This is a genomic window from Elizabethkingia occulta (assembly GCF_002023715.1).
Taxonomy (GTDB): Bacteria; Bacteroidota; Bacteroidia; order Flavobacteriales; family Weeksellaceae; genus Elizabethkingia; species Elizabethkingia occulta.
Map to the genome: position 1 here is coordinate 161,263 of NZ_MAHX01000016.1, position 26,314 is coordinate 187,576.

Sequence of the window (26,314 nt, forward strand, 5' to 3'; positions counted from 1 at the left end):
TTATGAGATTACACCACTTCCAAGTGTTTCTTCTCCGTCGTACCATGCTGCAAATTGCCCCTCAGCAATAGCCGATTGAGGTTCTTCAAACTCTATATAAAAAGCGTCTTCAAACTGATAGATTGTAGCTTTCTGTAAAGGCTGTCTGTAACGGATTCTGGCCATTACTTCACGGCTTTCACCATTCTGAAGCTGCAAATCTTTACGAATCCATTTTACTTCGTCATTATTTATTTTCAGAGCTTTTTTATACAATCCCGGGAAGCTGTGGCTTTCTCCTACAAAGAGTATATTATTTTCCATATCACGGGAGATCACAAAGCAGGATTCTTTATGACCACCTATACCAAGGCCTTTACTTTGGCCAATTGTGTAATATTGAGCACCCTGATGTTTACCAATGACTTTTCCATCACTTTTCTGATACCTGATTTTTGAAGAAAGGTATTCCAGTTCTTCCTGTTTTGATGAGAATTCAGGTTGAGGCTGATTAAATCCCGGGAAGTCTCTGAAAATTTCTACAATTTCACCTTCTTTTGGCTGTAACTGTTGTTTCAAAAACTCCGGAAGACTTACTTTCCCAATAAAACAAAGTCCCTGGGAATCTTTCTTGTCAGCAGTTACCAAGCCAATTTCTTTCGCAATTTCTCTTACCTGCGGTTTTGTTAAATGACCAATCGGAAACAGGGCTTTGGAAAGCTGATCCTGACTTAGCTGACAAAGAAAATAAGACTGATCTTTATTATTGTCGTTACCGGCTAACAGGCGGTAAATTGTTTCACCATCTTTTTCTACGGAAGAAAGTTGTGCATAATGACCTGTCGCCACTTTTTCAGCACCCAGAGAAAGTGCAACATCCATGAAGGCATCAAATTTTACCTCACGGTTACACAGAACATCCGGATTGGGCGTACGTCCTTTTTCGTATTCTTCAAACATGTAATCTACAATGCGTTCCTTATAAAGCTCGCTCATATCGATTACCTGGAACGGAATTCCCAGCTTTTGGGCAACCATTAGTGCATCATTACTATCTTCTATCCATGGACATTCATCTTCCAGAGTAACCGAAGCATCATTCCAGTTACGCATGAAAAGTCCAACAACATCATGTCCCTGTTGTTTTAGTAAATAAGCTGCCACACTGGAGTCTACTCCTCCGGATAGTCCGACTACAATTTTCATTCTACAAAAATTTTTTGCAAAGTTACAACAACTTAATCTATTGAAAAACGTATTGTTATTGAAAGCATCAAATACAGGTAATTGGAAAAACTATATTGTATTTTTAATAGAAATCTTCCGGAGAGAACTTTCTCCTGCTGAAGTTCTCGCTGCTCCATTCAAATACAAAATCCTTTGCATTTACATCTTTTTCAGGCTTTTTATAAGTGAGTGTAAAAGGATGAAGACCTGCTTTTAGTAAGATCTCTGCGCATTTTTCTGTTCCGGAAATGTAGTTGTAGTCAGCATCGATTAATGCTGCTTCATGTATTCTCAGAAAAGCCTTGCCAAATGCTTTAAGGAAAAATGTATAATTGTCATTTTGAGGAATATTTAGAACTCCTTTTATAGTAACAATATTTCCTTTTATACTTTTATTTGTTATAGTAGGAGTCGTAAGAGTGCCGTTGTTTATAGGTTTCAGATTATGTGTATCTGGTACCCATGGAGAATTTGTCTGATAGCTGTACCACTGAATACCTTTTTTTGCCGATTTAGGAAGAATTCCAGGTATATATGCTTTATCGTACGGGCGGGCTGCAGATGAGTCCGGACGGCGGTTTTGCAGAACAAAATCTTTCATATTTTGTTGCAGCGAAGGCATGGTTGCTGCTAAGTCTGTTTTCTGTTTAGGATCAGTAACTACATTATAAATTTCAAAGTTATCTTGCGCATCTTTAATATTGTAACGTACCCCACTGTATTTTCCGAAACGGACCAATTGCATTTGTCCCCGTGTTCTTTTACGTCTTTTAGCTTCAAAATCAACATAATTAGGGGTATGTCCTTCTTCGAAATATTCTGCGTAGACAATAGGATCTTTTTGTTGCTTGACCATTCCGGTAAGTATTGGTAAAATAGAAATCCCATCTGCGCGTTGCGGGATTGTTACTCCTGCAGCATCCAGAAAAGTAGGCATCCAGTCGGACAGCATGTTTGGGAGATCAATTTTCTGCCCCGGTGCGATTTTGCTATTCCATTGTATAAAAACAGGCATGCGCTCTCCTCCTTCCCACAGATCTCTTTTTATGCCGTCAAAAGGGCCATAGCCATCGAAAAATTCAGGTGTATAAGGTTCTTTTAAATAAGACTCCTGTGAAGGGCCGTTGTCTGAAGAGAATACAACCAGTGTGTTTTGATCAATTTTGAGATCTTTCAGGAGTTGTAAGAGGTCGCCAACCTGAGCGTCTAAACGTTGTATTACCGTTGCATATCTCTTGTTTACGTCTGGCCATGACTTTTCTGTCCCATCAGCTGTTTTATAGGTGGCATTTGCATATTCAGGTGCATACCAGGAATCTATTTCCCCGGATGCTGTATTAATCATTTGTCCCTTTTTACCTAGCCATTGCAACCCTCCATTTAGTCCACTTCCCTTTGGATATTCCTGTGTAGGAAGCTCTATCACAGCATGAGGTGTATCATAGGCCAGATACATGAAGAATAGTTTGTCTTTTTGCTTCTGATTGTGTTGGGTAATCCAATATTTTGCACGAGCTGTCCACAAGTCTCCCGTATAAGATTTGTCCAGATCTTCAGCTACATTGGTGTAATTATCATATACCTCCTTCTTGCCTCTGTATTTTCCTTCTTTAGGGTAGTGCTCATGACCATCGGAATGTCTGATATATCCGTAATATTCATTAAAGCCTCTTTTAAGCGGATGAGAGGGCCAGCTTGCCTCTGTTCCCTGTAGTCCCCATTTTCCTATAGCTATTGTTGTATATCCAGCTTTCTGCAGGGTATTCCCCATTGTGTAATTGTCTTCAAGAGCCTTATCGAACTGATTATCTCTTACCTCGGAATGTCCTTGCGTACGTCCTGTTAGTAGAGAAGCCCGTGAAGGAGCACAAACAGGAGCATTGCTATAGGATTGGGTGAGTATGGCTCCTTGAGCTGAGAGCTTATCAAGAAACGGAGTCGATATATAAGGCTTTCCTTCCTTTTTTCTTTGGTTCTGATTCAAAATACCAATATCTCCGTATCCTAAATCATCTACTAAAATGAAAATAATATTAGGCTTTGAAGTCTTTTTAACAGTCTGAGCTGCGAGACTGCAGGTGATAAAAAGCAGAATAAAAAGCTTAAGAAATTTGTTCATGGTTATAAGTTATTGATAAATATATAAAAATAACCCCAGAACAAGGTGCTTCCAATAGCATAAAGGATAGGGTTTTATATTCTCGATTTACCAATATATCATATAAAGAGCAGCCGTAATAAGGATTATAATTAAAGCACCGATAAAAAATCCCGGATGTACTCTGAACATTTTTGAATCAACTTTCAAACCTTTAGGAACCACACCGCGTGCATTCTCTGTTTTGCTTATCAGAACCATTCCGATAATACAAATTATAAATACAATAGCCATACGATCTAGAAAAGGAATTTCATACAATCCGGAAGCCTTGTTCCGTATAGCAAAACTGTATTTGCTTAGAAAAGATAAATCGGTATAGCCAGGTAAGAACTTAAGAAACACTGAGAAAAAGAAGCCCCCGATTGTAGCAAATAATGCCGCGTTTGAAGTCGTTTTTTTCCAGAAAAAGCCTAATATAAACATAGCGAATATTCCTGGAGAGACAAACCCGGTATATTCTTGGATATACTGAAAACCTCCTTTTTTGTCTATTCCGAGATGGGGAGCTATAATTACTGCCAGAATCATAGAGACAATTATTGTAATTTTCCCAACACGAATAAGCTTTTTCTCTGAAGCCTTCTTATCAAAGATTTTATGATAAACATCGAGAGAAAAGATAGTGGCAATACTGTTGGATTTCCCTGCCAATGATGCCACAACAGCAGCCGTTAATGCAGCAAAGGAAAGTCCTTTTAAACCTGCAGGAAGCAAATTAAGTAATACAGGGTAGGCTCTGTCGGGATTAGTTTCTCCATCATACAGCATTTCATTCTTAAACAATCCGTCTTTCCACAGCACATAAGCAGCAATACCTGGGAGTACAACAATTACCGGCATCAATAGTTTGAGAAAAGCAGCAAATAAGATTCCGCTTCGTGCTGTTTTAAGATCAGCTCCAAGTGCCCGTTGGGTTATGTATTGATTACACCCCCAATAGTTGAGGTTAACGAGCCACATTCCACCGATTAATACTGATAAACCGGGGAGATCCAAATAACTTTCATTATTTGGTTTTAGTATCATATGAAAATGCTCTGACGCTTTTTGAGTCATAATCTGATAGCCGTGGAAGATACCATTACCATTTCCGTAATGATCAGAAACAAGATTAAGAGCTAAATAGGTAGTTGCCAGACCACCTAGTATCAAAAAGAAAACCTGTATTACATCTGTATATCCTATCACTTTCATTCCGCCGAGTGTAATAATAATGGCAAAAATGGCTATACTATACATACAGAAGGTGATATTAAGTCCGGAAATACTGCTTACTGCCAAAGCGCCCAGATAAAGAATAGAAGTGAGATTAACAACAACATAAAGCAATAACCAGAAGACTGCCATAATCATTGCTACAGTACTATTGTAGCGTTTATGGAGGAATTGTGGCATTGTGAAAATTTTATTTTTGAGGTATACCGGAATAAAGAAAACAGCAACAATGATAAGAGTAATGGCGGCCATCCATTCGTAGGTAGCTATAGCCAGTCCCATTTTGAAACCAGAGCCACTCATTCCGATAAATTGCTCAGCCGAGATATTGGACGCAATAAGCGAAGCGCCTATTGCCCACCACGTCAAAGAACCTTCTGCAAGGAAGTAGTCTTTGGATCCACCTGAGTTTTTTGCTTTCTTTTTATAGAATACCCAAAGTCCATAACAGGAAACGATTATGAAGTAAATAAAGAATACAATATAGTCTTTTGTAGTTAATATATTATTCATGGCTTTGTGATGCGTTTAGATTGGAAATTAAGAAATCAGATGTATCTGTTGATGAGGTTTTCTAAAAACTCCTGTTTACCAGATCTTACTTCTGGCTCTCCATTTTCTGTTGCAAAATGATATAGATCTTCTAAAGATAAATTCCCCTTTTCAAATTCAGCGCCTTTACCTGTATCAAAAGACTTGTAACGTTCTCTCCTGAAATGTAAATAGGAAGATTCTTCCAAAATTTTATCTGCAGTTATCAAAGCCCTTGCAAATAAGTCCATTCCACCAATGTGTGCAAAAAACAAATCTTCTGTATCGGTGGAATTTCTTCTGATTTTTGCATCGAAATTTACTCCGCCACCCTGCAGCCCCCCGGCATTCAGAATAATAAGCATTGACTCCGTTAGCTCATTTATATTATATGGGAATTGATCTGTGTCCCATCCGTTTTGTTCGTCACCTCGATTGGCATCTATAGAGCCTAATAGTCCTGCATCTGCTGCTACTTGCAGTTCATGCTGAAATGTGTGTCCGGCGAGGGTTGCATGATTTACTTCGAGGTTGAGTTTAAAATCATCTGCTAATCCATACTGGCGAAGAAAACCAATTACAGTTGCAGCATCGTAATCGTATTGATGTTTTGTAGGTTCACATGGTTTAGGTTCAATAAAAAATGTTCCGTTAAAACCATTTTTACGTGCATAATCTTTTGAAAGATGTAAGAATTTGGCCAGATGTTCTTGTTCACGCTTCATATTTGTGTTCAATAGAGATGTATAGCCTTCGCGGCCACCCCAGAATACATAGTTCTGTCCGTTCAGAGTAATTGTGGCATCCAGCGCAGCTTTTACCTGTGCAGCACCGTGTGCAAGTACATGAAAGTCGGGATTGGTAGCTGCTCCGTTCATATAGCGCTTATGGCTGAAAAGATTTGCTGTTCCCCAAAGCAGTTTAATGCCCGTCTCTTTTTGTTTTTGCTGAGCATATGAAGTAATGATTTGCAGTCTTTTTTCATTATCCACAATGTTATCTGTGTAATCCACAAGATCGACATCGTGAAAACAGTAATAGGGGATTTGGAGTTTGGACATAAATTCAAAAGCTGCATCCATTTTATCTTTTGCGCGTTCAATAACATCCGACTTTTGATCCCAGGAGAATATATGAGTACTGCCTCCAAAAGGATCACTTCCGTTAGCATTGAAAGAATGCCAATAAGCACATGCAAACTTAAAATGCTCCGCCATACTTTTGCCCCGAACAATACAATCAGGATTGTACCATCTGAATGCAAATGGATTATCACTTTCAGTTCCTTCATAATGAATCTTTCCGATTCCTTTGAAAAATTCTTTTTGTTCTTTGATGTAGTTCATTATATATTAATTTTTAACTATTAGCTTATAATTATTGCTTTATCATATTGTGTAGCGTTGTTTTCCACTCCTCATACAGGTCTTCATATAGATCTTTATGCACTGGTTCTACAGTACGGATTTTATTAATGTTACTGAACGCTTCTTTGGGACTACTGTAGTAATGAATTCCGATGCCGGAGCCGAGAGCCGCTCCTTTGCTTCCGTCGCTTTCAAAAAGTTCTACGGGAGTAGAAGTTGTATTAACAAATGAGCTGCAAAATAAAGGGCTGAGGAAAAGATTGGTGTATCCGGCTCTGATTACAGAAGAGTTTATCCCGTTTTCACGTAAAATGTCGAATCCGTAGCGAAAACTAAATGCAATTCCTTCCTGACAGGCCCGGATCATTTCTGCTCTGCCATGTTTGTTAAAATCAATATACTGAATATGACTTTGAACAATTCGGTTATTGAGCATTCGCTCTGCTCCGTTACCAAAAGGAAGTATTTTTAGTCCTTTGCTTCCTATAGGAGCTTGTTGTCCTAAAGCATTTAGTTCGTCATATGAAAGATTTGGGCCGAGTATTTTTTTTATCCAGCTGTTTTGTATCCCTGTACCATTAATGCAAAGCAGGATACCGGTTTTAACATCTTCGGGTAAATAATTAACATGGGCGAAAGTATTGACTCTGGAGTTTGGGTCTGAGACCAACTGATTACTTACACCGTAAATAACACCAGATGTGCCGGCAGTCGCAGCGGCTTCTCCGGGATTTAGAACATTAAGGGATAATGCATTATTAGGCTGGTCTCCGGCTTTATAGCTGACTACAGTATCACGGGATAGCTGAAGTAAATCCGCTACTTCCGAGGTTAGAATACCGTGGTTGCTGAAGACAGGATTTATTTCGGGTATCATGTTTCTGTCGAATCCAAAATAATCAAGAACAATAGAAGAGATATTATTCTCTCTGAAATTCCAGAATATCCCTTCCGAGAGTGCACTAATTGTTGTATTAATCTCTCCGGTCAGCTTCATAGTAAGGAAATCGCCGGGAAGCATAATTTTAGCAATACGTTGATAAAGTTGAGGTTCATTGATTTTGATCCATGCAAGCTTTGCTGCAGTAAAGTTACCCGGAGAATTCAGGTGTGATTTTAGTATTTTATCTCTGCCCATCTCCTGCAGAGCTCTTTCTCCAATTTCAACGGCACGGCTGTCGCACCAGATAATGGCATTCCTTAGTATATTATTATCTTTATCTGCAACAACAAGGCCATGCATCTGGTAGGAAATGCCTATAGCTTTTATATCCTGCGGGTTATATTTTCTTGCTGAATGAGCCTTTTGTATAGCTTGTACGGTATGCTCCCACCATACATCGGGAGATTGTTCTGCCCAGCCAGTCTGCAGGGATATAATATCTGCTTCCTGCTCGGGATAGCTTACAGATACAATGGTTTCCTGAGTCTCTGCCGAGACCACCGAAACTTTTACCGATGAGGTTCCTAAATCTATTCCTAATAACAACATAATTAAACTTATTACAAATGCAACCGATTGCATAAATGTATTTGTTTTTTTTTATATTTACAAAAATAGTTTAGTCAAATTGGAAAAAAAACCTACAATTTACGATATTGCCAAAGCGCTCAATGTTACAACATCTACTGTTTCCAGAGCCTTGAAGAACAGTTCGTTAATTAGCGAAGAAACAAGAGAAAGGGTATGGGAATATGCAAAAAAGATAAACTATCGTCCCAATAAACTGGCATCTTCATTAAGTTCGGGTAAGAGTAATATAGTAGGTATAATTATTCCCAGTGCATTAATTCAGTTTTTTTCTGCTGTGATCAACAGCCTGGAACAGGAGCTACAGCAGGAAGGTTATAATGTATTATTATATCAAACCAATGAGTCATATAATTCTGAAGTCAATGGTATAAAAACGTTGCTTGAGGCTCAGGTAGATGGTATCATTATTTCTCCATCATTAGAAACCTATGATTTTTCACACATTAATAAAGCGCACCAGGAAGGAATTCCTGTTATTCAGTTTGACAGGATAGATGACAGATTAAATCTTCCTTCAGTATCTATTGATGATGAAAAAGCAGGGTATATGGTGACAAAACATCTTATAGATTCAGGAAATGAACGTATAGGTTATATTTCTACAAACTCTGAAGTTCAGATTTTTCGACAGCGTTTTGAAGGTTATAAAAGAGCTTTGAGTGAAGCGGGTTATCTATATAGAGAAAGTTTGGTTTTATTAGATGAAATGTCTATTAAAGGAGGTATGTATGGCGCTAGAAAAATGATGGAGTCCAAGCATAAGCCGGATGCCTTTATCGGGGGAGACGATTTTACAGCATTAGGCATTATTAAGGAGTTGTCCAAAATGAATATTGTTCCGCCACAGATTTCTGTTGTAGGTTTTGCCAATCAAACGTTTTCTGAATTTATAACTCCAAGCTTGTCTACAATAGATCAACAAGCTGTAAATATGGGTAAAGAATGTGCAAAATTATTTCTAAAAATCAGTAAGAAAAAAGGAGGTAGTAATAAACACGAAAAAATAGTTCTGGATCCTATTCTTATTGAAAGGGAGTCTTCATGATATTTATATAACCTGAATTATACAAAAATTAAGGCTATCTCTAAAAAGACAGCCTTAGTATATTTAATTCGTTATAACAATTATGCTTTATATTCTACAACAGCCCTTATGAAGGCTTCTGCATTTTCTACCGGAATATTAGGCAGAATTCCGTGTCCAAGATTAGCAATGTATTTATCTTTTCCGAAACGGTCAATCATCTCATGAACCATTTTACGGATCGTTTCTGGTGAAGAATGTAATCTTGCCGGATCGAAATTACCCTGAAGTGTAATATTTCCACCAGTTAACTTTCTTGCAATTTCAGGAGCTACTGTCCAGTCTACACCAAGCGCTGAAGCCTTAGATTTAGCCATATCCTCTAGTGCATACCAACATCCTTTGGCAAATACAACAACTTCGGTTAGTGGACTTAAAGCTTCCACGATCTGGTTAATATATTTCCATGAGAATTCCTGATAATCTGCTGGAGAAAGCATCCCTCCCCAGGAATCGAAAACCTGTACTGCAGAAACGCCTTTTTCTACTTTTCTTTTAAGATAAGCAATTGTAGTATCAGTTATTTTCTGTAAAAGCTGGTGTGCTGCTTCTGGCTGTTGGAAGCAGAAAGATTTCGCAATATCAAAAGCTTTACTTCCTTTTCCTTCTACACAGTAACACAAGATTGTCCAAGGGCTGCCTGCGAAACCAATTAAAGGGATTTCGTTATTAAGATGTTCTAGTGTTAAGGTAATAGCATCAAAAACATAAGATAAAGTATCATCTACATCCGGAACTACAATTTGTTCTACAGCTTCTTTTGTACGTATAGGATTGTCCAGCCAAGGGCCAACATTCTCTTTCATTTTGAAATCGATGCCCATTGCCTGAGGAACAACTAAAATATCAGAGAACAGGATTGCTGCATCCAGCGGAAATCTTCTGATGGGCTGTACTGTAATTTCAGCAGCCAGCTCAGGAGTCTGGCAACGGGTGAAGAAATCATATTTATCGCGAAGAGCAATAAACTCAGGAAGATATCTTCCTGCTTGTCTCATCATCCATACCGGAGGTCTTTCAACAGTTTCACCTTTTAGGGCTCTTAAGTATAAGTCGTTCTTAATCATTTCTATAAGTATCTTTTATTACCTGAAGCAAATCTTCGAGGGTTTCTTGTTCACTTTTTATAATTTCTTTATCTGTAAAAGATTTTAGATAGCTGGCGGTTGTTTCACCAATGGCAAATAACCTCTCATTTTTTACAGAATTGTTTTTCATAAAGCTTTCTACACCGGAAGGACTGAAAAATACAATAGCATCTGTCGGGGTATTCCACTCTGGATACAAAGGTATGGTTTCATAAACTATCTTTTCGGCAAAATCAAAGCCCGCTTCGGACAATTGATTCTTTAATGTAGTTAAAGCTTTTGAACTGCAAAAATGCATTATTTTTATGGGATTTGACTCCTGAATTTTATCAGAGAGTTCCAATGCATTTTTGGCTACAATTTCCACAGAAAATCCCATTTTTTCTAAAGCTTGTCGGGATTTTTCACCTACAGTATAGAATTTTGAATTTTCCGGGAAAATAATTTTTTCTTTAATTGCTTTTACTCCCTGAATACTTGTGAAAATAAAATGATGATAATCTTCGATATCAATTTGATCTTCAGTGTAACGGATTCCGATAACAGGAAGAAATAAGGGATCGAAATAATCACCCAATTGTTGTTGGATGTATTCTTTAGACAATTCCTTTGTGAAAAGAATACGGATGGCCATGTCTTATAGCTGGGTTTTTATCTCTTCCATAATGGCTTTTCCGCCATTGTCCAAAACCTGTTGTGCAAAACGTACACCCAGATCGTCATTCCATTCAGTAACTTCTTTCAGATCAATTTCTTTAGAGCCGTCCAAAGAAGCAATTCTTCCTTCAAATGTAATGTTGTTTCCGGAAATTGTTGCACGGGCACCAATTGGAGCTGTACATCCACCTTCCAGATGTCTAAGGAAATCTCTTTCAATCTTAGTACACTTATTGGTTTCTTGGTGGTTAATCCGGGCTAATATTGAAGTTAATTCTTCATTTTCAGCTAAAGATGCACAACAAACTACTCCTTGTGATGGAGCCTGAAGCAGAAATGGTAAATATTCGTATTCAATATCCATTTCCATCCTTTTTATCCCCGCCAAAGATAGCAATGTAGCATCTGCAAGTCCATCTTCCAGTTTTTTCAGACGTGTTTGTACGTTTCCACGAATATCTGAAAAGTGAGTGTTTGGATATTGGTTTAGCCAGAAAGCTTTTCTTCTCAGGCTGCTTGTAGCAACCGATAATTCGGAAATATCTTTATCTTTTGCTTTTGAATTTCTGATCAATACATCTTCAGGAAAATCTCTTTCCAGTACAGCAGAGATAATAACTCCAGTAGGAAGAGCTGTAGGAACGTCCTTTAGTGAGTGTACTGCAATATCTACTTCTTTATTAAGCAAAGCAATATCCAGATCTTTTGTGAAAACACCTGTTATTCCTAGTGCATATAAAGGTTGTTGTAAATTTTTATCTCCTGTAGAGACAACCGGAACGAGCCCTGTTTTGTGCCCCATAGTCTGAAGCTGAGAAGCAACTCTCTCTGCTTGCCACATAGCTAACGGGCTGTTTCGTGTACCGATTTTAATGGTCTTCATAACTGTCTTCCTTTGGTTGAAGGTTTAGGATATCATCCAGAAGCTTTGTTACCTCTTCCGAACGGTGTGGGTTTTCTATGATGTATTTAGCAAAACGATTGGTGATTTTCTGAATCATTTTGCGGGTCAGATGTAAATCTTCCTCATCTATTTCACCATTCTTCCGGGCAACCTTATGAATTTCATTTTGTTCAATTTTTTTCAGGTTGTTTTTGAAGACATGGATGTGTGGTGCCATCTTTCTTTTTTTCTCCCATTCTATGAAGTCCTTAGACATTTCTTTAATAATGATTTCTGCTTTAGGAATCTCCTTCTTGCGTTGTTCCATTGTCTCCTGAATCTGAACAGAAAGAGCATCAACATCGATAAGTTCTACTCCGGCAACATCCGCAACTGTTTTGTCAACGTTATTCGGAATGGAAAGATCTATAACCAGAATATCTTTTTTAGGCATATTCTCAGGGTAAAGGATAGGCTTACTTGCACCAGTTGCAACGATAAGAATATCGGTTTGTTCAAGTTCCTTAGGGAAGTCCTCGAAATTGATATGAGGAATATGATATTTTTCGGCAATCTTCTCTGCTTTTTCGGCAGTTCTGTTTGCGATTTTTACTTTTGGCTTGTAAATATGTTTTACAAGATTTTCAATTGTATTTTGCCCGATTTCACCAACACCCAATAATAAGATGTTTTTCTCAGGAAGTTGTTTCTGAGTTTTCAGAATATAATGAACCGCAGCATAAGAAACAGAAGCTGCCCCATTGCTGATCCCGGTTTCATTCTTTATTCTTTTCGATATCTGAATAGAAGAGTTAATTGCTCTTTCCAGATATGCGTTGGAATGTAGTTTGTATTCTTTGAAACGGTTGTAGGCATTTTTGATCTGAGAAATAATCTCAAAATCTCCGATAATCTGACTTTCCAGGCCAGCAGCAACTCTGAAAAGGTGATCCAGAGCATCAGTCCCTTTTTTTACAGTTACAAACTGCATGAAATCCATTAATTGTACACCAACGGTTTCACAAAACAACTGAGCCACAAACATATAATTATGTGTTGTGGTATAAATTTCGGTTCTATTACATGTGGAAACGACAAAAGCGTCACCCATTTCGCGATCGTGAATATGATTAACAAAACTTTTTATATGATCGTCGAAAAAGGCAAATCTCCCTCTGGTAACAGCATCGGCTTTCTCGAAACTAATACTGAGAACCGTAAATTGTGAGGTTTGATATGTATTCAATTTGGCTGCCATTATATCAGGGTGCAAATTTAAGCTATTAATTGTTAAAAAGAATTGATATGTATAAACGGTGAAATGACTTTCATTAGATTTCATTAATTTAGAATAGTTACAAATTATACAGCCTTCATAATTTGTGTCTAAGAGCGCTTTAAGATGCTGCGCTTTACAGACTATTTGTCTATATTTGATACTATATTTCGAGGAACGTTGGTTATGAAAAGATCTCTATATTGTTTTTGCTTTTTATTGTTTTCTGTTTTTTATTTTTCACAACAAACTGAAGAGTTCAGAGAGGTCAAGAACTTTTATGATCAGCATCAGTTAAAAGTTAACGAAGAGTTTAAACGGAGGCTGGGGCTGGTTCGAAATTTCGAAGAAAAAATAAAATTGGAAAGTGAATACGGTTTCTTTATCAAGAAGTTGGATAGTGTCCGTAATCAGGCTTATCTTGGAGTTTTAATCAAGACGAAAAACCTTGAACAACTGGCAAAGCTAAAGAAAGAAGTTCCCCAGAAAAAAGAAGTAATTGTAGAGAAAAATCCTGATCATGCAGCTGAGTATCCGGGTGGAATTGATAGGCTGAGAGAAATAGTAAGCAGTTCTTTTTATTTTGATGCTGATGTAGATCGTAATGCTGTGTTGAAAAGCGTTGTTACCTTTGTTGTTGAAAGGGACGGAAGCATTGCTCAGGTAAAATCCGAAGGGGATAATATTGTCTTCAACAGACAGGCAGAAATATGTATGTATCTTGTTCCGGATAAATTTATCCCGGGAACATTGCATGGCGTAGCAGTACGGTCCAGGTTTACCTTTCCAATTACTATGAAATTTGATTAGATGTTTACAGACGAATATTTTATGAAAATGGCCTTTCAGGAGGCACAGGCAGCATTGGAAAAGGATGAAGTACCGGTAGGTTGTATTGTGGTGTATAATGACAGGATCATTGCCAGAGCACATAATCTTACAGAACTACTGAATGATGTAACAGCTCATGCCGAAATGCAGGCGATAACAGCTGCCGCGAATATGTTGGGCGGAAAATACCTTATAGACTGTACAATGTATGTAACGCTTGAGCCTTGTGTAATGTGTGCCGGAGCACTGGCATGGTCACAGCTTTCAAAAATAGTGATAGGAGCGAGGGATGAAAAGAGAGGATTTATCAATAAAGGTTTATCACTTCATCCTAAAACAGAAATAATTTCCGGAGTTTTGGAAAATGAATGCTCGGCACTCATCAAAGATTTTTTTAAATCGAAACGTTAGACGATAAGAGAGTACATTTGTAAGTCAAGGTATTCATTTCCCTTTTTCACATGTTGTTTTAAAACAGCTTCCTTCTGCATGCCAATTTTTTCCATAATCTTTCCTGAAGCCGGATTGTGAAGAAAATGTGTGGCATAAATCTTATGGAACTTTAACTCTTTAATTCCGAAATTCAGAATTGCAGATGCTGCTTCTGTGGCATAACCTTTGTTCCAGAAAGGAACAGCAATCCAGTAGCCTAATTCAGCTTTATCATCTGCTCTGTCATGCAGGCCAATGGCACCAATTATTTTTCCGTCTTTTTCGCGTATAGCAAAGGTATAACCTGTTTTGGCTACCAAAGCATCATCAGACATTTTTATCCAGATCTGGGCATCGGATTCAGTATAAGGGTGTGGGATATTAGAAGTATTGTCAGAAATAATTTTTTCCTGTAAATATTCTGTAATCAACGGAATATCTGATTCTTCCAAAGGAGAAAGAATCAGACGTTCTGTTTCTATTTTCAAAGGAATTTGCATTTTATATTTTATAAATCTTTACCTAAATAATAAAGTCCTTTAAGAGTATGTAGCCTGTCTGCAACATGAATTTTTTCTGTCAGAGGCTTGTATACATGTGATACACCGCCTGTTGCAATTACAAAACAGTTGTCATTTACTTCGTTATTGATTCTGTCTACAAAGCCTTCTACCATCCCAAGGAAGCCGTAAACCATTCCGCTTTGCATACAGGTTACCGTATCTAATCCCAATACAGATTTTGGTTTCTTTAATTCAATTTCAGGCAGTTGGGCCGTCTGATTAATCAATGAATTAAGTGAGGTAATAATACCGGGAGCAATAATAACGCCCAATGTTTCACCTGTTTCGGCAACGCAGCTCGCCGTAAGTGCGGTTCCGAAATCCAGAATAATCTTTTTTCTGTCTGGATAAAGATTGTGTGCTGCTACAAGATTTGCGTAGATATCTGTACCCATCTGTTTAGACTTGGCTTGTACACCAGAAGGCGTACTGCGGTCTACCAGAATAGGTTTCATGTTATGGATCTTGTGTACAGCTCTGGAAATATCATATGTAAGTTGAGGCACAACAGAACCAATGATGATTTTCTCAATATTATCAATATCAATTTTATTATACTGATAAAGCGTAAGAAACTGAATAAAGAGTTCATCGCTTGTACGGTATGGTTTTGTATTGATTACCCAGGAAATCTCACAACTGTCCCCGTTAAATAAACCGAAACGGATATTGGTATTTCCGATATTGATGACTATTGATTTCATAAAACTATTTTACCTCGATAATATTATCAGCAGGGTTAACATCTGCTAAACGCTGACTGAAATCGATTCCGATAGCCTGAAGCTGAGCTTTTCCGTACGGAATAGTCAATTCATAATCTTTCATTGTCCAGTTCCAGAAAGGCATTACGGTAATAGGACCATAGATATCTGTAGTTTTAGCCGTACGCATCATATTAAGCGGGATGTGGTATGTTAATACCTTTTTATCCTTGGTTAAGACATTGAAATCTATAGGCATCGGAAGGGTCCCGTTATTTGTTAATGTAATTGTTGTGGAAGCATCTCCGTATTTTACACTTTTAATACCATAATCAATCGTTTTTGTAGTGTTGATCCAGTAATTTTGGAACCACTTCAAATCCATTCCGGAAATTTTTTGTGCGATGTGTATGAAATCTCTATCTGTAGGATGCTTCATGCTCCAATCATCATAGTATTTCTTCATTGTTTTCGAAAGGTTCTGCTCACCCATAATGTAGCCTAATTCTACTAAGAATAATTCACCTTTTACATAAGAAGCAAAAGTATATGCTGTTCCATCATCGTGGTGATCTCCTAACCATGAAGCAGGTTCTTCTTTTCCTGTTTTTACAAATTTTATATAGTTATTGATGCTGGAAACAAAAGGATTAGCCTGTGGTTTAGCAGGAGGGAAAAGCTGGTTGCTCACATAAGCCTCTGCATAGCTTGTAAATCCTTCATCCATCCAAGGTCTCACGCTTTCGTTAGTAGCCAGCATTTGCTGGTACCAGGAATGGGATCCTTCGTGGAACATAAGGCCGCATAAATCTTTTACCGATTTGGCTTCTCCTAAGATCATGGTACACATCCCGTATTCCATTCCTCCATCTCCACCTTGTATAAAGGAATAAGTAGGCCAGGCATATTGCCCGAACTGTGCATTCATTATCTGGAAATACTTGGTTACATAGGGCTTAGCTTCTTCCCAGTATTTTGTTTTTTCCGATTTCTGATAGACAAAATAGACTTTAGGTCCGCCTAATACAGTGAACTCGTCAACGGAATAATCTCTGTCCGCAGCCCATGCAAAATCCAGAATATTTTTAGCTGTCCATTTCCATGTTGCCTTACCCTCCTGGTCTGCTTTTACATTTGATGCTGCGGTATAACCTTTTACTTCCGTAGGATTCTCCAGATTTCCTCCGGCACCTAATACGTAGTTTTTATCTATTTTTATTGTAACGTCAAAGTCTGAAAACGGAGCGTGGAACTCTCGTCCGATATAGTCGAAAGCTGCCCAGCCATCATAATCGTATTCAGAAATTTTAGGGTACCATTGTGTCATCGTCATATCTACCCCTTCGCTATTATTACGGCCGGCTCTACGGATTTGCATTGGAATATTAGCATCCCATTCCATAGATAAAGAGGTGGTACTGTTAGGCTTTAAAGGCTCATTAAGGATAACTTTCATTACAGTTTCCTGTATTTCAAATTTTAGATCCTTTCCGTTTTGTTTAATCCAGTGAATATTTTGGCGGCCTTCCTGATCTGTAGGAATTGATGCTAAACGTGATACACCATCTTTTTGTAATCTTTTATCAGAATTTTTACCCTGATTCCTTACTCTTTCATCCATCATGGAGCCAGATTTGAAGGCATTCCAATAAAGATGCATATAAATAACTTTTAATTCGTCAGGTGAATTGTTGGTATACTGAATGCTTTGTTTTCCAAGGTAAGTGAACTTAGTAGCATCTACATCAATATCCATCTTGTACTTTGCCTTTTGCTGATAGTAAGGCCCTTTTTGAGCCAATCCCAGTCCGAAAACCAGCATAAGAGCAATAGAAAGGAAGTTTCTAACCATTTTATTAATTTTTCCCAAAGATAAAAAATTATGATAAAGGGATTGCTGTTTTAGAAAGGATACTGTTCATTCAGTGATAAAAAGAGAATATTTACAGGTGAAAAAGAGAAGGTATTTGGTGTGTTTTTACTATCAGACATTTTATTTATGAAAAATATTTTTTTTAGTTGTTAGAGTTCTGATAATGAAAAAGTTTTATTTTGGTTGGACTAATCAATAAAATATTTATTATGAAAAACCTGAAAGCTATTTCTTTATCAAGAAGACAATTGAAAAACATCAGTGGAGGAACTCAGAAAACATGTGCAGATGTACCGTGCAGGCCTGGAACGTGTAATTTTAATAATAGCTACGACGGCTATGTAGCTTGTTTTATTAACTATACTAAAGTTAATGGTTCTGTGGGATTTGGACCGTTGGGTTGTTGGTATGAATTCTGTCCGGGATCATGATAATTAAAAAAGGGACTCCAGAAGAGTCCCTTTTTTAATTATTTTTTATCCCACCACAATTTGGTGCCGCCAGTATCTGGCCCACCGAGTGTGGCTGCTGCTCTTTGATAACCAGGTCCGTTATTTTCACGATATTTCAATGGAATAGGTATCCTTCTGATGAAATCTTTTGTGCTAATTGTTCCCTGACTATTATTAATAATATTAGGTAATATTTTAGGATATCCCGTTCTTCTTTGCTCTGCCCAAGCTTCAGAACCGTCTGGATAAAGAGCTATCCATTTTTGAGTAATAATACGTTCCAGCTTCCTTTCGAAGCTATCGGCATCATTCCATTTGATAGTAATTGTACTTAGTACAGGATCTCCGGCAGCAACACTATTGGTTGCGTTTTTAGGATCTGTATAAGGTTGCTGAGTGGATGTAGCATCGTTTATATAAGTGCTGTATGCACCAGATTTGCCCCATTCATCCAAAGAAGTTTGTACTCCTTTTTCATAGTTTGTTTTTGCATCTCCTGCTCCGGCATAGCCTCTAAGTGCAGCTTCAGCTTTGAGAAACCATGATTCAGCTGCTGTGAATAGTTTAGCCTGGCCATTAGACTGAGAAAAATAATCTCCGTATGCAGATTGTGCAATGTTGTTGGAGAAATTGCCATAACGGTCTTTACTGCCTCCGAGATCAATTCCCAAACGTACTCCCGCATATTGATCTTTCACGCTCGGATCTGTTGCTTTGGTGATATAAGAGGAAATCCTAGGGTCATTATAGCCATTAAGATAAGAGGTTAAGGATGCTCCGGATTTAGAGTCACCATAGTTAAAAATAACAACATATACAGGTGATATAGCTCCATAGCGAGCTAGTGCATTTTGACTATTGTTATCAATAAGCCCAACCGGAGAATTCAATGCTTCTTCTGCATATTTTCTTGATGCTGCAGGGTCCGCATATGACATACGCATTGCAAGTCTTAGCTTTAGAGAGTTGGCAAATTTAGCCCATGATAGAGCAGTACCATTAAAAATTGCATCAGACTTCTGAATAACAGCTTTATCTTCTACACCTAGGTTTGACTGCAGCGCTTCAATATCTTTGGATAAATCCTGCATGAAATATTTGTAGGCATCTTGCTGAGAGTCATAGTCTACAGAATAATCCGGATTAGATTTACCAAATTTACTATAGATTACTGGTCCATGTTTGTCAGATACAACTGCTGAAGACAATACTTTTATGATATTGAACACAGCATAACTCCCTTTGAAATCAACATTAGGATATAGTTTTTTTTGTGTTTCTTCAAAATCAACATAGCGCTGCATGGCTTCTTCAAGTTGATTTTTCATAATCCATTCATTCCATCCACTATTCATGAAGTAATTATTGTTCCAGTTCCAGCCTCCGGTTGCAGTACTAAAATAGCCACTGTAAAAATCTGAATTCAGATTATTCTGAAGCTGGTACATGTAATCTGTCTGATAAATAATATTTCTTTGTGCCTGATTTAATCTGTTGACCAGGCCAGTGAAATCTGCCTGCAATACTCCATCCGTAACATTAGCGTACTCGGAATTGATGTCCTTAAAGTCGCTAGTGCAGGAGGATACTCCAATTAATGCAATGAGAGGTAAATATGTTTTTAATATGTTAAGTTTCATAATTTTAAAAATTTAGTTTTACAGAAAGTCCTAAAGAACGTGTGATTGGCATTCCATATACGTCTACACCAACACCTCCGGGATTAACTCCTGAAACTTGTTCCGGATCAAATGGAGCTTTTTTGTAGAAGAAGAATAGATTGGAGCCAATAAAGCTGACAGTTGCATCCTGCATATACTTAGAATTCATTTTGAAAGTATAGGATAAAGAAACTTGTCTCAATCTTATCGCAGTAGCTTTATAGATATAAGCTTCATCTATATTAGGTGCGTCTTGTCCACCAATTCGTTCGTAATATTTTTTAGCATCTGTTTTTCCGGTATATGCTGTACCATCTTCATATACGGCATTCGGAATACTTACACCACCATTTTTTCTGGCATCAGCAGATCTTTGACTTACTCCCGCATAATCATAAGCAGCTTCTGCAAGACTTAAAACGTGTCCGCCAAATTTCCCATCAATTAAGAAGCTTAGATTAATATTCTTGTAATTAAAGGAGTTATTAAGACCAATAATAAATTTGGGGTTAGGATTTCCAAGGTAGATGTTGTTGTCGGTATTAGTTAATGGAGCACCGTCTTTGTCTACAACAATTTTACCATCTGCATTACGCATAAATCCTTTCCCGTAAAGGTCCCCAAAAGAACCTCCAACTTTCAGCTTATTATAGTTACCTCCGGCTAGTGTAAACAATGATTTACTTGCATCGTAGAAGTTGGCAGGAAGTAATTCCTTTATCTTGTTCTTATTTGCCGAAGCATTTAATGTAGCTGTCCAGTTGAATGAAGAGGTTTTAAAAATATCATAGGATAAAGAAGATTCAAATCCGGTATTCTGAATTTTTCCTGCATTCATATCTATCAGTGTTCCAGATTGCTTACTAAGTCCCGGAGCTGCTTCTACTTTTGTTAAATACTGGTTAGATACATTTGAGTTATAATATGTAAAATCAAAATTTAATCGATTGTTGAACATTCTGAATTCAGTACCAACTTCAAACGTCCTGTTTAATTCCGGCTTAGGAGTAAGTTCCGGGTAACGTTGCAAATCAGGAAGATTCGCGCTGTTGCCAAATACTCCGTTATTAAATGTAGGTTGTGGATTTGCAAAGGTCGGTTCCAGAGCGTTACCAACGGTAGCATAAGAAGCTCTTAATTTCCAGAAAGTAATAGCTTTTGGCATTTGGAGAATATCACTCATGATAAGGTTTCCACCAATAGACTCATAATCAAATGCATTTTGGGAGCTTCCAAATAATGTAGAAGACCAGTCATTACGGAAAGTTAGATCTATATATGCCAGTTTCTTATAACCAAAAGTTGTACTGGCAAATACAGAAGTAGTTTTTCCATGTGGATAATAGATCTTGTAAGTGTCTGTAGGTGTCCAGTTGAGGTTGTTTAATTCAAAATAATTGGCATTTTTTAAATTATTGTTTTGAATAGCAGTGATCTTATCTTTCTTGTCGTTAACACTTGTACCAACTGTAAAATCAAAACTGATGTTATCAGAAATATGTGGGCTACCAATTAATAAAAAGTCTCCGTACAGGGCTGTAGTTTCGAGTTGGTCGTAGTAGAGTTTTCCATTTGGATTAGCAAGAAGCTTTGCTGTGTTGGCATACAGATTCCTACTGGTTTCGGAATTGAAGTAAGTATAATTACCTCTTAGTTTTGCTGTTAACCAGTCGTTGATAGCGTAGCTTAAAGCGACAGAGGTATATAGGTTTTTATTATTGGAGGTAACCTTGTTTCTGTTAAGAATCCAATATGGGTTTTGAGAATATTGTCTTGTGCTCCCGGTTTTGTCAAACCAGTTTTGATCCTGTATATATCGGGTTCTGTCCAAATATTCATAATCTTTATATTGGTCGAAGTCTACTCCTCTTGGCAATGTGTAAAGCTGGAAAAGAGGATTAAAATAAAGTCCCGGAGCAATTCTGTTTTCCACCTTCTGAATAGATCCCATTAAATTGGCATCTAAAGTTAACTTGTCATCAAAGAATTTACTTGAATTTCTAAAGTTAATGTTGTATTGGTCAAACTTGGAATTTGGAACAATTCCTTTGTTGGTTGTATTAGCAAGAGAGAAGAAATTTGTAGACTTTTGAGTACCTGCTGAAAACGTAATACTGTTGGTCCATGTTGTCCCAGTGCGAAGGAAATCTTTTACATAATCTTTAGAGGAACCTTCCTGTCCCCAGCTTCCTGTAGAGCCTGCAGAACCTGTACTAGGATCATAAGGTGTGGTTTGTAGATAATTGTGCTGCAGTTTTGGAAGGCTATAGGCTTTGTCAAAAGTAAGACTGGAAGAAAATGAAATATTGCTTCTTCCTGCAACTCCTTTTTTGGTGGTAACCAAAATGGCACCGTTACTACCCTGGGAACCATATAGTGCTGCAGCTGAAGCTCCTTTTAAAAAGTTGATGCTCTGGATGTCTTCAGGGTTGATGGTACTGAAAATATCTCCTGAATCTGTTCCTCCATTATAGGCATCTGCTGTTGGAGCCCCGGGACCACCTCCGATAGAGTTGGTTACCGGTATACCATCAATTACTAATAGAGGGGAGCTGTTTCTGGTAGACTTGTCTCCTCTCATAATTACTCTTACAGATCCACCAGCACCGCCGGATGCTCTGTTAATTTGTACATTGGATACTTTTCCGTTGATGGAGTTTAGTAAGTTTGGAGTTTTGACTTCTGTAAGGTCATCTCCTCCAATTTGCTGTGAGGAATATGTCAGTGATCTGGCTTGTCTTTTAATACCCAGAGAGGTGATTACTACCTCTTGAATATTGGCTGTTTTTGTAGAATCTTTAGCTTTTCCTTCCTGGGCGTATAGGCCAATAGAGGATGCTAAAAGAACCATCATAATGGATCGTTTTTTCATACTAACTTAAATTTTATAATTTGGACTAATAACTTCTTGCGTCAAGTTTATATTAACACAATGTTAACGAATGTAGGAATAAAATTTAATGAATTGTTAAATAAGAAAAAAATTAATCTATTTATTTATTGTAAGTATGAACCTTTTTACTTTTTACTGTTATGACGTTAAAATTTGAATTGAAAAAGCTTAAATATATTTATGGTAAAACTAGTATTATGTTAGTTTTATTATCTAATTTTTAAAGCTAAACAGTGAAATTGAATTGTTGGATAATTATTTATATAAATTATTGAAATAAATTCAATGATTGTTTTTGTCGATTGATGACTAAATAAAAGCGGCAAGGGTATATATAATAAGCCCAACTAATCCACCTACTATAGTTCCGTTGATCCTGATAAACTGAAGGTCTTTGCCTACTTCTAATTCTAATTTTCGGCTCAGTTCCTTGCCTTCCCAGTTGCCAACAGTAGTACTGATAAGTTCAGATACTTTTCCGGTATTTTTTAGAATGAGCCTGTAGGCGTTAAAACGGATCCATTGATCTATTTTGTTTTGTTGAGATTCGTTTTTGTTCAGGTCCTCTGCAAACTGACGTATGTTTTTCTGAGCATATTGCTTTAGTGCAGAATGATCATTGTCCAGCTCTGACATCAATGTTTTCTTTAGAGAATGCCATATATCTGTAGCATAATCATTTAATTTATCCTCATTCAGAATGGATGCTTTTATTTTACTCAGCTCGTTTTCCCATCGATCAGAGGTTTTTATTTCGTTTGCAAATTGATAAATACTTTCTGAAATTTCATTTCTGACTTTATGATCAAGATTGTTTTCTATATCTTCAAAAAAGCTGGCTAGTCCAGTAGTGATTTTGTTTGCTATTTTATTATCAACAAATTTTGGAACCAGAGAATAGCTGCTTTGGTGGACTTTGTCGCGGATCAATTCATCATTTTCAAGGATGTAATTCTTGATTTTTGAGGACAGAAAGGTTATAATTGCTTGTTGCTCACCTTTCTCCAAAAGATAGAAAATACCATTGGAAAGGATATGGTTGATTTTTAAATTTTCTCCAGCCTCTTTTATTTTTCCGGCAATAAAGCTGACGATATCCGGATCCTGAAACTGGGAGATGGCATTTTTCAGTAAAACAGCAATTTCTTTAACCAGTATTTCCTGATTCTTTTCTTTTAAAAGCCATTCACTTAGAAAACCGGTTACTTTTATTTTTTCTATATACGGACGGATATTTTCTGCAGAAGCAAAATTTTCGACCACAAAGTTCCCGAGATTATCTCCGATTTTCTGTTTACTGTTCTCAATCAGATTGGTATGTGGTATTTTTATACCCATAGGATAATGAAATAGTGCCGTAACAGCAAACCAGTCTGCAAGAGCTCCCACCATGGCTGCTTCGGAAAATGCATGTATATAACCGATCCAATGAGAGGTATATTGCTTCTGTAGTATAGTTGTTGTTATAAAGATACAGGCCATCAGAAGAAATAATCCGGTAGCCAGAGCTTTGTACTTAAAGAGTTGTTTTCTTTTTTGTGATTCTGTCATCTGAACAAATTTAGTAAATTTGAAATATGAAAACCTGGCACCTTATATTTAATCTATGCATTCTGAGTTTGTTCTTACAATGCTCAGAAATGAAAGTGCCTGTTAAAACCAATTCTATGAACACAGAAACATCAAAAAACAATCCATACTACTCCAGAACAGACAAAACAAAGTTAAATGTGTCTAATGAAGAGTGGAAAAAGATACTGTCTCCGGATCTTTATGCGGTTGCCAGAGAGGCTGCAACGGAACGCCCTTTTACCGGGAAATATAATGAAACGGATGAACTAGGAGAGTATTACTGTGCTGTATGTGGAAATCATCTTTTTCGCTCATCTTCAAAATTTGCAAGTACTTGCGGATGGCCTAGCTTCTTTCAATCTGAAAAAGATGCAGTGAAGTATAAAAGAGATTCCTCCCACGGAATGGAAAGAATAGAGGTTGTTTGTGGCAGATGCGACTCTCATTTGGGTCATGTTTTTAATGATGGACCGGAGCCTACGGGAGTACGCTATTGTATGAATTCTGTTAGTCTGGATTTTGTTCCGGATAGTGAATCTCAGCGTTAAAGTTTCTTAAATAAAGTTAAACTTGTGTCTATTTAAAGTGTTGATATTGAATTTGTTCTAATTTTGCCGAAGCAATTTTCAAAAAAGACATCTTAAATAGTATTACATGAAGAAATTAATCATTTCATTAATTTCTGTTTATGTTGTGTCAACCTCTTTTTTTGTCAACGATACCAATTTTGAGGAATCAAAATCTTTGGTAAAGAAAGACGTTGCTGTGACAGTAAAAAAAACAGAAACAAAACATGAAGCTGTCTCTTCCTCCTCAGTATTGTACGAGGCAATTGACTTTACCGGCTTCAACAAATTATCAGAAACAGTTTTCGAAAAAGCATATCTTGGATATGTAAATCTTAAAAAGGCAGGAAAAGTGCCTGAAAACAGTAACCTTTTAACAATCTGCGATTTTAGTCTGTCATCCAATCTGAAAAGATTATGGGTAATTGACATAAAAGAGAAGAAGATTATTTTCAACTCTTTGGTGGCGCATGGAAAGGGTACCGGAGAAGAGTTTGCGGAAAAGTTTTCAAACAGAGAAAGTTCACATCAGAGTAGCTTAGGTTTTTACACAACCGAAAATACCTATGAAGGCGATAATGGATATTCTCTGAAATTAGAAGGATTAGATGCAGGCTATAATGATGCTGCATATAAAAGAGCAATAGTAATGCATGGTGCAGATTATGTTAATGAAGCATTTGCAATACAGCACAAGCGCATAGGAAGAAGCTGGGGCTGTCCGGCTGTGCCAAGAGATATAGCTGCTTCTCTTATCGATGCAATAAAAGAAAAAAACATACTGTTTATTTATTATCCAGATCAGAACTACCTTGCTTCTTCACAGTGGTTGAAAACTCCTGTTGAGAATCTAAGCATGGAAAAATCACGTTTAGCAAATAACTAAAAAGAGCGCCGGTAGGCGCTCTTTTTTAATTTAGTTCAATAGGATTATTGTTCTTTTTCTGTTCTTCTTTAAAACGGTCCTGCATTTGTTTCATCCGCTGAGGATCCATGTTCATTCTTCGGCCGTTTCCTCCTCCGCCACCTGAATTATTGGTAAAGAAAGATCCGGGATCGTCCTGGAATCTTTTTTCCATTTTCAGGTAATCAGCCTTTTTCACAGTTATTACTTGACCGCCTCTGTTTTGAATAACATATGGTTCTGCAATTTTTTTAGTCTGCATCAGATCAAAAGAGTAGTCGCCATTATTATCTTCAGCTTTTACAATAAGGCCAGGCAAACCACTGAATTTATAAGGCCCGTCCTGAAACGGAACTTCAGTCGTAAACCATGCATACCAGGTTCTGCCTCCGTATTGTGTTTCTGCTTTTTGGGTATTGTATTCTCCGATTTTAGCCGTTTCATTTAGTATTTTCCACTGGAACGGCTGAGTTTCAGAATAAGAATACTGATCTCGACCAATTCTGTTTTTAAGAGTTATATTTTGCTTTGGATAATCCTTCTCAATAATATAATTAATGGCAGAACGAAGATCTTGCATCTGAGTACGGTCAAAATTTCTTGTCTGGCGCATACGATCCATTATAGAGTCCCTCTGTATTGTTTTAGCACTATAGAATATAGATCCTTGTGGTGTTACATCCAAGTTGGCCTGTTCTGTTTTAATGTCTCCTTTGTTAGTAGCGTCAGGCTTCATGCTTACCTGATACACAAACCTTGTACTCTGCGAAAATGCAAGAGAAACAATAAATATTGGTAATAGTTTGAATGCTTTCATTGTAATTATTTCTGCCTTTTTGGATTATAAAAGTGTGACAATGT

General features: G+C 37.3%; 22 protein-coding genes. 6 read left to right on the plus strand and 16 right to left on the minus strand.

Annotated elements, in window-relative coordinates:
- The 5 genes from mnmA to BAZ10_RS11470 form a co-directional block, all read right to left on the minus strand.
- Window positions 1-1,185, minus strand: coding sequence for a tRNA 2-thiouridine(34) synthase MnmA (gene mnmA / locus BAZ10_RS11450; protein ID WP_078772165.1), 1,185 nt, complete (start codon window positions 1,183-1,185; stop codon window positions 1-3).
- A 103-nt stretch (window positions 1,186-1,288) separates the two neighbouring features.
- Window positions 1,289-3,325 carry a sulfatase-like hydrolase/transferase gene (locus tag BAZ10_RS11455; protein WP_078772166.1) on the minus strand — a complete coding sequence of 679 codons (2,037 nt, stop codon included), beginning with the start codon at window positions 3,323-3,325 and terminating at the stop codon, window positions 1,289-1,291.
- A gap of 87 nt (window positions 3,326-3,412) precedes the next feature.
- The gene (locus tag BAZ10_RS11460; RefSeq protein ID WP_078772167.1) at window positions 3,413-5,095 is read right to left on the minus strand and encodes a sodium/sugar symporter; all 1,683 of its coding nucleotides are present in this window, start codon (window positions 5,093-5,095) and stop codon (window positions 3,413-3,415) included.
- A gap of 35 nt (window positions 5,096-5,130) precedes the next feature.
- Window positions 5,131-6,459, minus strand: a complete 1,329-nt coding sequence (xylA, locus tag BAZ10_RS11465; protein ID WP_078772168.1) for a xylose isomerase — start codon at window positions 6,457-6,459, stop codon at window positions 5,131-5,133.
- Between the two features lie 31 nt (window positions 6,460-6,490).
- The gene (locus tag BAZ10_RS11470) at window positions 6,491-7,972 is read right to left on the minus strand and encodes a xylulokinase (RefSeq protein WP_078772474.1); all 1,482 of its coding nucleotides are present in this window, start codon (window positions 7,970-7,972) and stop codon (window positions 6,491-6,493) included.
- Window positions 7,973-8,051: 79 nt separating this feature from the next.
- Between BAZ10_RS11470 and BAZ10_RS11475 the strand changes: the two genes are divergently transcribed.
- Window positions 8,052-9,059 (plus strand): LacI family DNA-binding transcriptional regulator, encoded by a 1,008-nt coding sequence (locus BAZ10_RS11475; protein WP_078772169.1) that lies wholly within the window; start codon window positions 8,052-8,054, stop codon window positions 9,057-9,059.
- 80 nt (window positions 9,060-9,139) lie between these two features.
- On the opposite strand, the gene hemE is transcribed toward BAZ10_RS11475, so the two are convergent.
- The 4 genes from hemE to hemA are packed head-to-tail and all read right to left on the minus strand — an operon-like array spanning window position 9,140 to window position 12,984.
- Window positions 9,140-10,165 (minus strand): uroporphyrinogen decarboxylase, encoded by a 1,026-nt coding sequence (gene hemE / locus BAZ10_RS11480; RefSeq protein ID WP_078772170.1) that lies wholly within the window; start codon window positions 10,163-10,165, stop codon window positions 9,140-9,142.
- Window positions 10,158-10,820, minus strand: a complete 663-nt coding sequence (locus tag BAZ10_RS11485; protein ID WP_078772171.1) for a uroporphyrinogen-III synthase — start codon at window positions 10,818-10,820, stop codon at window positions 10,158-10,160. Before BAZ10_RS11485 ends, hemE begins: the two co-directional genes overlap by 8 nt.
- A 3-nt stretch (window positions 10,821-10,823) precedes the next feature.
- Complete coding sequence (hemC, locus tag BAZ10_RS11490) at window positions 10,824-11,726, minus strand: hydroxymethylbilane synthase (RefSeq protein WP_078772172.1); 903 nt, start codon at window positions 11,724-11,726, stop codon at window positions 10,824-10,826.
- The gene (gene hemA / locus BAZ10_RS11495; RefSeq protein ID WP_078772475.1) at window positions 11,713-12,984 is read right to left on the minus strand and encodes a glutamyl-tRNA reductase; all 1,272 of its coding nucleotides are present in this window, start codon (window positions 12,982-12,984) and stop codon (window positions 11,713-11,715) included. The genes hemC and hemA overlap by 14 nt, the downstream gene beginning before the upstream one ends.
- Before the next feature lie 204 nt (window positions 12,985-13,188).
- On the opposite strand from hemA, the gene BAZ10_RS11500 reads away from it, so the two are divergent.
- Both BAZ10_RS11500 and BAZ10_RS11505 read left to right on the plus strand, forming a co-directional pair.
- Window positions 13,189-13,812 carry an energy transducer TonB gene (locus tag BAZ10_RS11500; protein ID WP_078772476.1) on the plus strand — a complete coding sequence of 208 codons (624 nt, stop codon included), beginning with the start codon at window positions 13,189-13,191 and terminating at the stop codon, window positions 13,810-13,812.
- Complete coding sequence (locus BAZ10_RS11505; RefSeq protein WP_078772173.1) at window positions 13,813-14,244, plus strand: nucleoside deaminase; 432 nt, start codon at window positions 13,813-13,815, stop codon at window positions 14,242-14,244.
- Here BAZ10_RS11505 and BAZ10_RS11510 read toward each other — a convergent pair.
- Genes BAZ10_RS11510 through BAZ10_RS11520 form a run of 3 tightly spaced genes read right to left on the minus strand, consistent with a single transcriptional unit; the run spans window position 14,241 to window position 17,384 of the window.
- Window positions 14,241-14,753: a GNAT family N-acetyltransferase gene (locus BAZ10_RS11510; RefSeq protein WP_245803805.1), complete on the minus strand. Its 513-nt coding sequence runs from the start codon at window positions 14,751-14,753 to the stop codon at window positions 14,241-14,243. The genes BAZ10_RS11505 and BAZ10_RS11510 overlap by 4 nt on opposite strands.
- Before the next feature lie 20 nt (window positions 14,754-14,773).
- On the minus strand, window positions 14,774-15,532 hold the full coding sequence (locus BAZ10_RS11515) for a type III pantothenate kinase (RefSeq protein WP_078772175.1): 759 nt from the start codon (window positions 15,530-15,532) through the stop codon (window positions 14,774-14,776).
- Between the two features lie 4 nt (window positions 15,533-15,536).
- A complete protein-coding gene (locus BAZ10_RS11520) occupies window positions 15,537-17,384 on the minus strand; it encodes a M1 family metallopeptidase (protein WP_078772176.1) in 1,848 nt (615 codons plus the stop codon).
- Between the two features lie 230 nt (window positions 17,385-17,614).
- Here BAZ10_RS11520 and BAZ10_RS11525 point away from each other — a divergent pair, with 230 nt between their 5' ends.
- The gene (locus tag BAZ10_RS11525) at window positions 17,615-17,836 is read left to right on the plus strand and encodes a hypothetical protein (protein ID WP_078772177.1); all 222 of its coding nucleotides are present in this window, start codon (window positions 17,615-17,617) and stop codon (window positions 17,834-17,836) included.
- Between the two features lie 38 nt (window positions 17,837-17,874).
- On the opposite strand, the gene BAZ10_RS11530 is transcribed toward BAZ10_RS11525, so the two are convergent.
- From BAZ10_RS11530 to BAZ10_RS11540, 3 genes are all read right to left on the minus strand, one after another.
- Window positions 17,875-19,497, minus strand: coding sequence for a SusD/RagB family nutrient-binding outer membrane lipoprotein (locus BAZ10_RS11530; protein WP_078772178.1), 1,623 nt, complete (start codon window positions 19,495-19,497; stop codon window positions 17,875-17,877).
- A 4-nt stretch (window positions 19,498-19,501) separates the two neighbouring features.
- A complete protein-coding gene (locus BAZ10_RS11535) occupies window positions 19,502-22,390 on the minus strand; it encodes a SusC/RagA family TonB-linked outer membrane protein (RefSeq protein ID WP_245803806.1) in 2,889 nt (962 codons plus the stop codon).
- A 330-nt stretch (window positions 22,391-22,720) separates the two neighbouring features.
- The gene (locus tag BAZ10_RS11540; RefSeq protein ID WP_078772180.1) at window positions 22,721-23,962 is read right to left on the minus strand and encodes a DUF445 domain-containing protein; all 1,242 of its coding nucleotides are present in this window, start codon (window positions 23,960-23,962) and stop codon (window positions 22,721-22,723) included.
- A gap of 116 nt (window positions 23,963-24,078) precedes the next feature.
- Between BAZ10_RS11540 and msrB the strand changes: the two genes are divergently transcribed.
- Together msrB and BAZ10_RS11550 are read left to right on the plus strand one after the other, a co-directional pair.
- A complete protein-coding gene (msrB, locus tag BAZ10_RS11545) occupies window positions 24,079-24,531 on the plus strand; it encodes a peptide-methionine (R)-S-oxide reductase MsrB (RefSeq protein ID WP_179124258.1) in 453 nt (150 codons plus the stop codon).
- 106 nt (window positions 24,532-24,637) lie between these two features.
- Entirely contained in the window at window positions 24,638-25,435 is a 798-nt protein-coding gene (locus BAZ10_RS11550) for a murein L,D-transpeptidase catalytic domain family protein (protein ID WP_078772182.1), read from the plus strand.
- Between the two features lie 25 nt (window positions 25,436-25,460).
- Here the strand turns inward: BAZ10_RS11550 and BAZ10_RS11555 are convergent, their stop codons facing one another.
- Complete coding sequence (locus BAZ10_RS11555) at window positions 25,461-26,270, minus strand: GLPGLI family protein (protein WP_078772183.1); 810 nt, start codon at window positions 26,268-26,270, stop codon at window positions 25,461-25,463.
- Between the last annotated feature and the right edge of the window lie 44 nt (window positions 26,271-26,314).

Excerpts from the sequence above, each read along its gene's own strand:
- mnmA (WP_078772165.1), bottom strand. The coding sequence starts at position 1,185 with ATGAAAATTGTAGTCGGACTATCCGGAGGAGTAGACTCCAGTGTGGCA.
- BAZ10_RS11455 (WP_078772166.1), bottom strand. The coding sequence starts at position 3,325 with ATGAACAAATTTCTTAAGCTTTTTATTCTGCTTTTTATCACCTGCAGT.
- BAZ10_RS11460 (WP_078772167.1), bottom strand. The coding sequence starts at position 5,095 with ATGAATAATATATTAACTACAAAAGACTATATTGTATTCTTTATTTAC.
- xylA (WP_078772168.1), bottom strand. The coding sequence starts at position 6,459 with ATGAACTACATCAAAGAACAAAAAGAATTTTTCAAAGGAATCGGAAAG.
- BAZ10_RS11470 (WP_078772474.1), bottom strand. The coding sequence starts at position 7,972 with ATGTTGTTATTAGGAATAGATTTAGGAACCTCATCGGTAAAAGTTTCG.
- hemE (WP_078772170.1), bottom strand. The coding sequence starts at position 10,165 with ATGATTAAGAACGACTTATACTTAAGAGCCCTAAAAGGTGAAACTGTT.
- BAZ10_RS11485 (WP_078772171.1), bottom strand. The coding sequence starts at position 10,820 with ATGGCCATCCGTATTCTTTTCACAAAGGAATTGTCTAAAGAATACATC.
- hemC (WP_078772172.1), bottom strand. The coding sequence starts at position 11,726 with ATGAAGACCATTAAAATCGGTACACGAAACAGCCCGTTAGCTATGTGG.
- hemA (WP_078772475.1), bottom strand. The coding sequence starts at position 12,984 with ATGGCAGCCAAATTGAATACATATCAAACCTCACAATTTACGGTTCTC.
- BAZ10_RS11500 (WP_078772476.1), top strand. The coding sequence starts at position 13,189 with ATGAAAAGATCTCTATATTGTTTTTGCTTTTTATTGTTTTCTGTTTTT.
- BAZ10_RS11505 (WP_078772173.1), top strand. The coding sequence starts at position 13,813 with ATGTTTACAGACGAATATTTTATGAAAATGGCCTTTCAGGAGGCACAG.
- BAZ10_RS11515 (WP_078772175.1), bottom strand. The coding sequence starts at position 15,532 with ATGAAATCAATAGTCATCAATATCGGAAATACCAATATCCGTTTCGGT.
- BAZ10_RS11520 (WP_078772176.1), bottom strand. The coding sequence starts at position 17,384 with ATGGTTAGAAACTTCCTTTCTATTGCTCTTATGCTGGTTTTCGGACTG.
- BAZ10_RS11525 (WP_078772177.1), top strand. The coding sequence starts at position 17,615 with ATGAAAAACCTGAAAGCTATTTCTTTATCAAGAAGACAATTGAAAAAC.
- BAZ10_RS11530 (WP_078772178.1), bottom strand. The coding sequence starts at position 19,497 with ATGAAACTTAACATATTAAAAACATATTTACCTCTCATTGCATTAATT.
- BAZ10_RS11535 (WP_245803806.1), bottom strand. The coding sequence starts at position 22,390 with ATGAAAAAACGATCCATTATGATGGTTCTTTTAGCATCCTCTATTGGC.
- BAZ10_RS11540 (WP_078772180.1), bottom strand. The coding sequence starts at position 23,962 with ATGACAGAATCACAAAAAAGAAAACAACTCTTTAAGTACAAAGCTCTG.
- msrB (WP_179124258.1), top strand. The coding sequence starts at position 24,079 with ATGAACACAGAAACATCAAAAAACAATCCATACTACTCCAGAACAGAC.
- BAZ10_RS11550 (WP_078772182.1), top strand. The coding sequence starts at position 24,638 with ATGAAGAAATTAATCATTTCATTAATTTCTGTTTATGTTGTGTCAACC.
- BAZ10_RS11555 (WP_078772183.1), bottom strand. The coding sequence starts at position 26,270 with ATGAAAGCATTCAAACTATTACCAATATTTATTGTTTCTCTTGCATTT.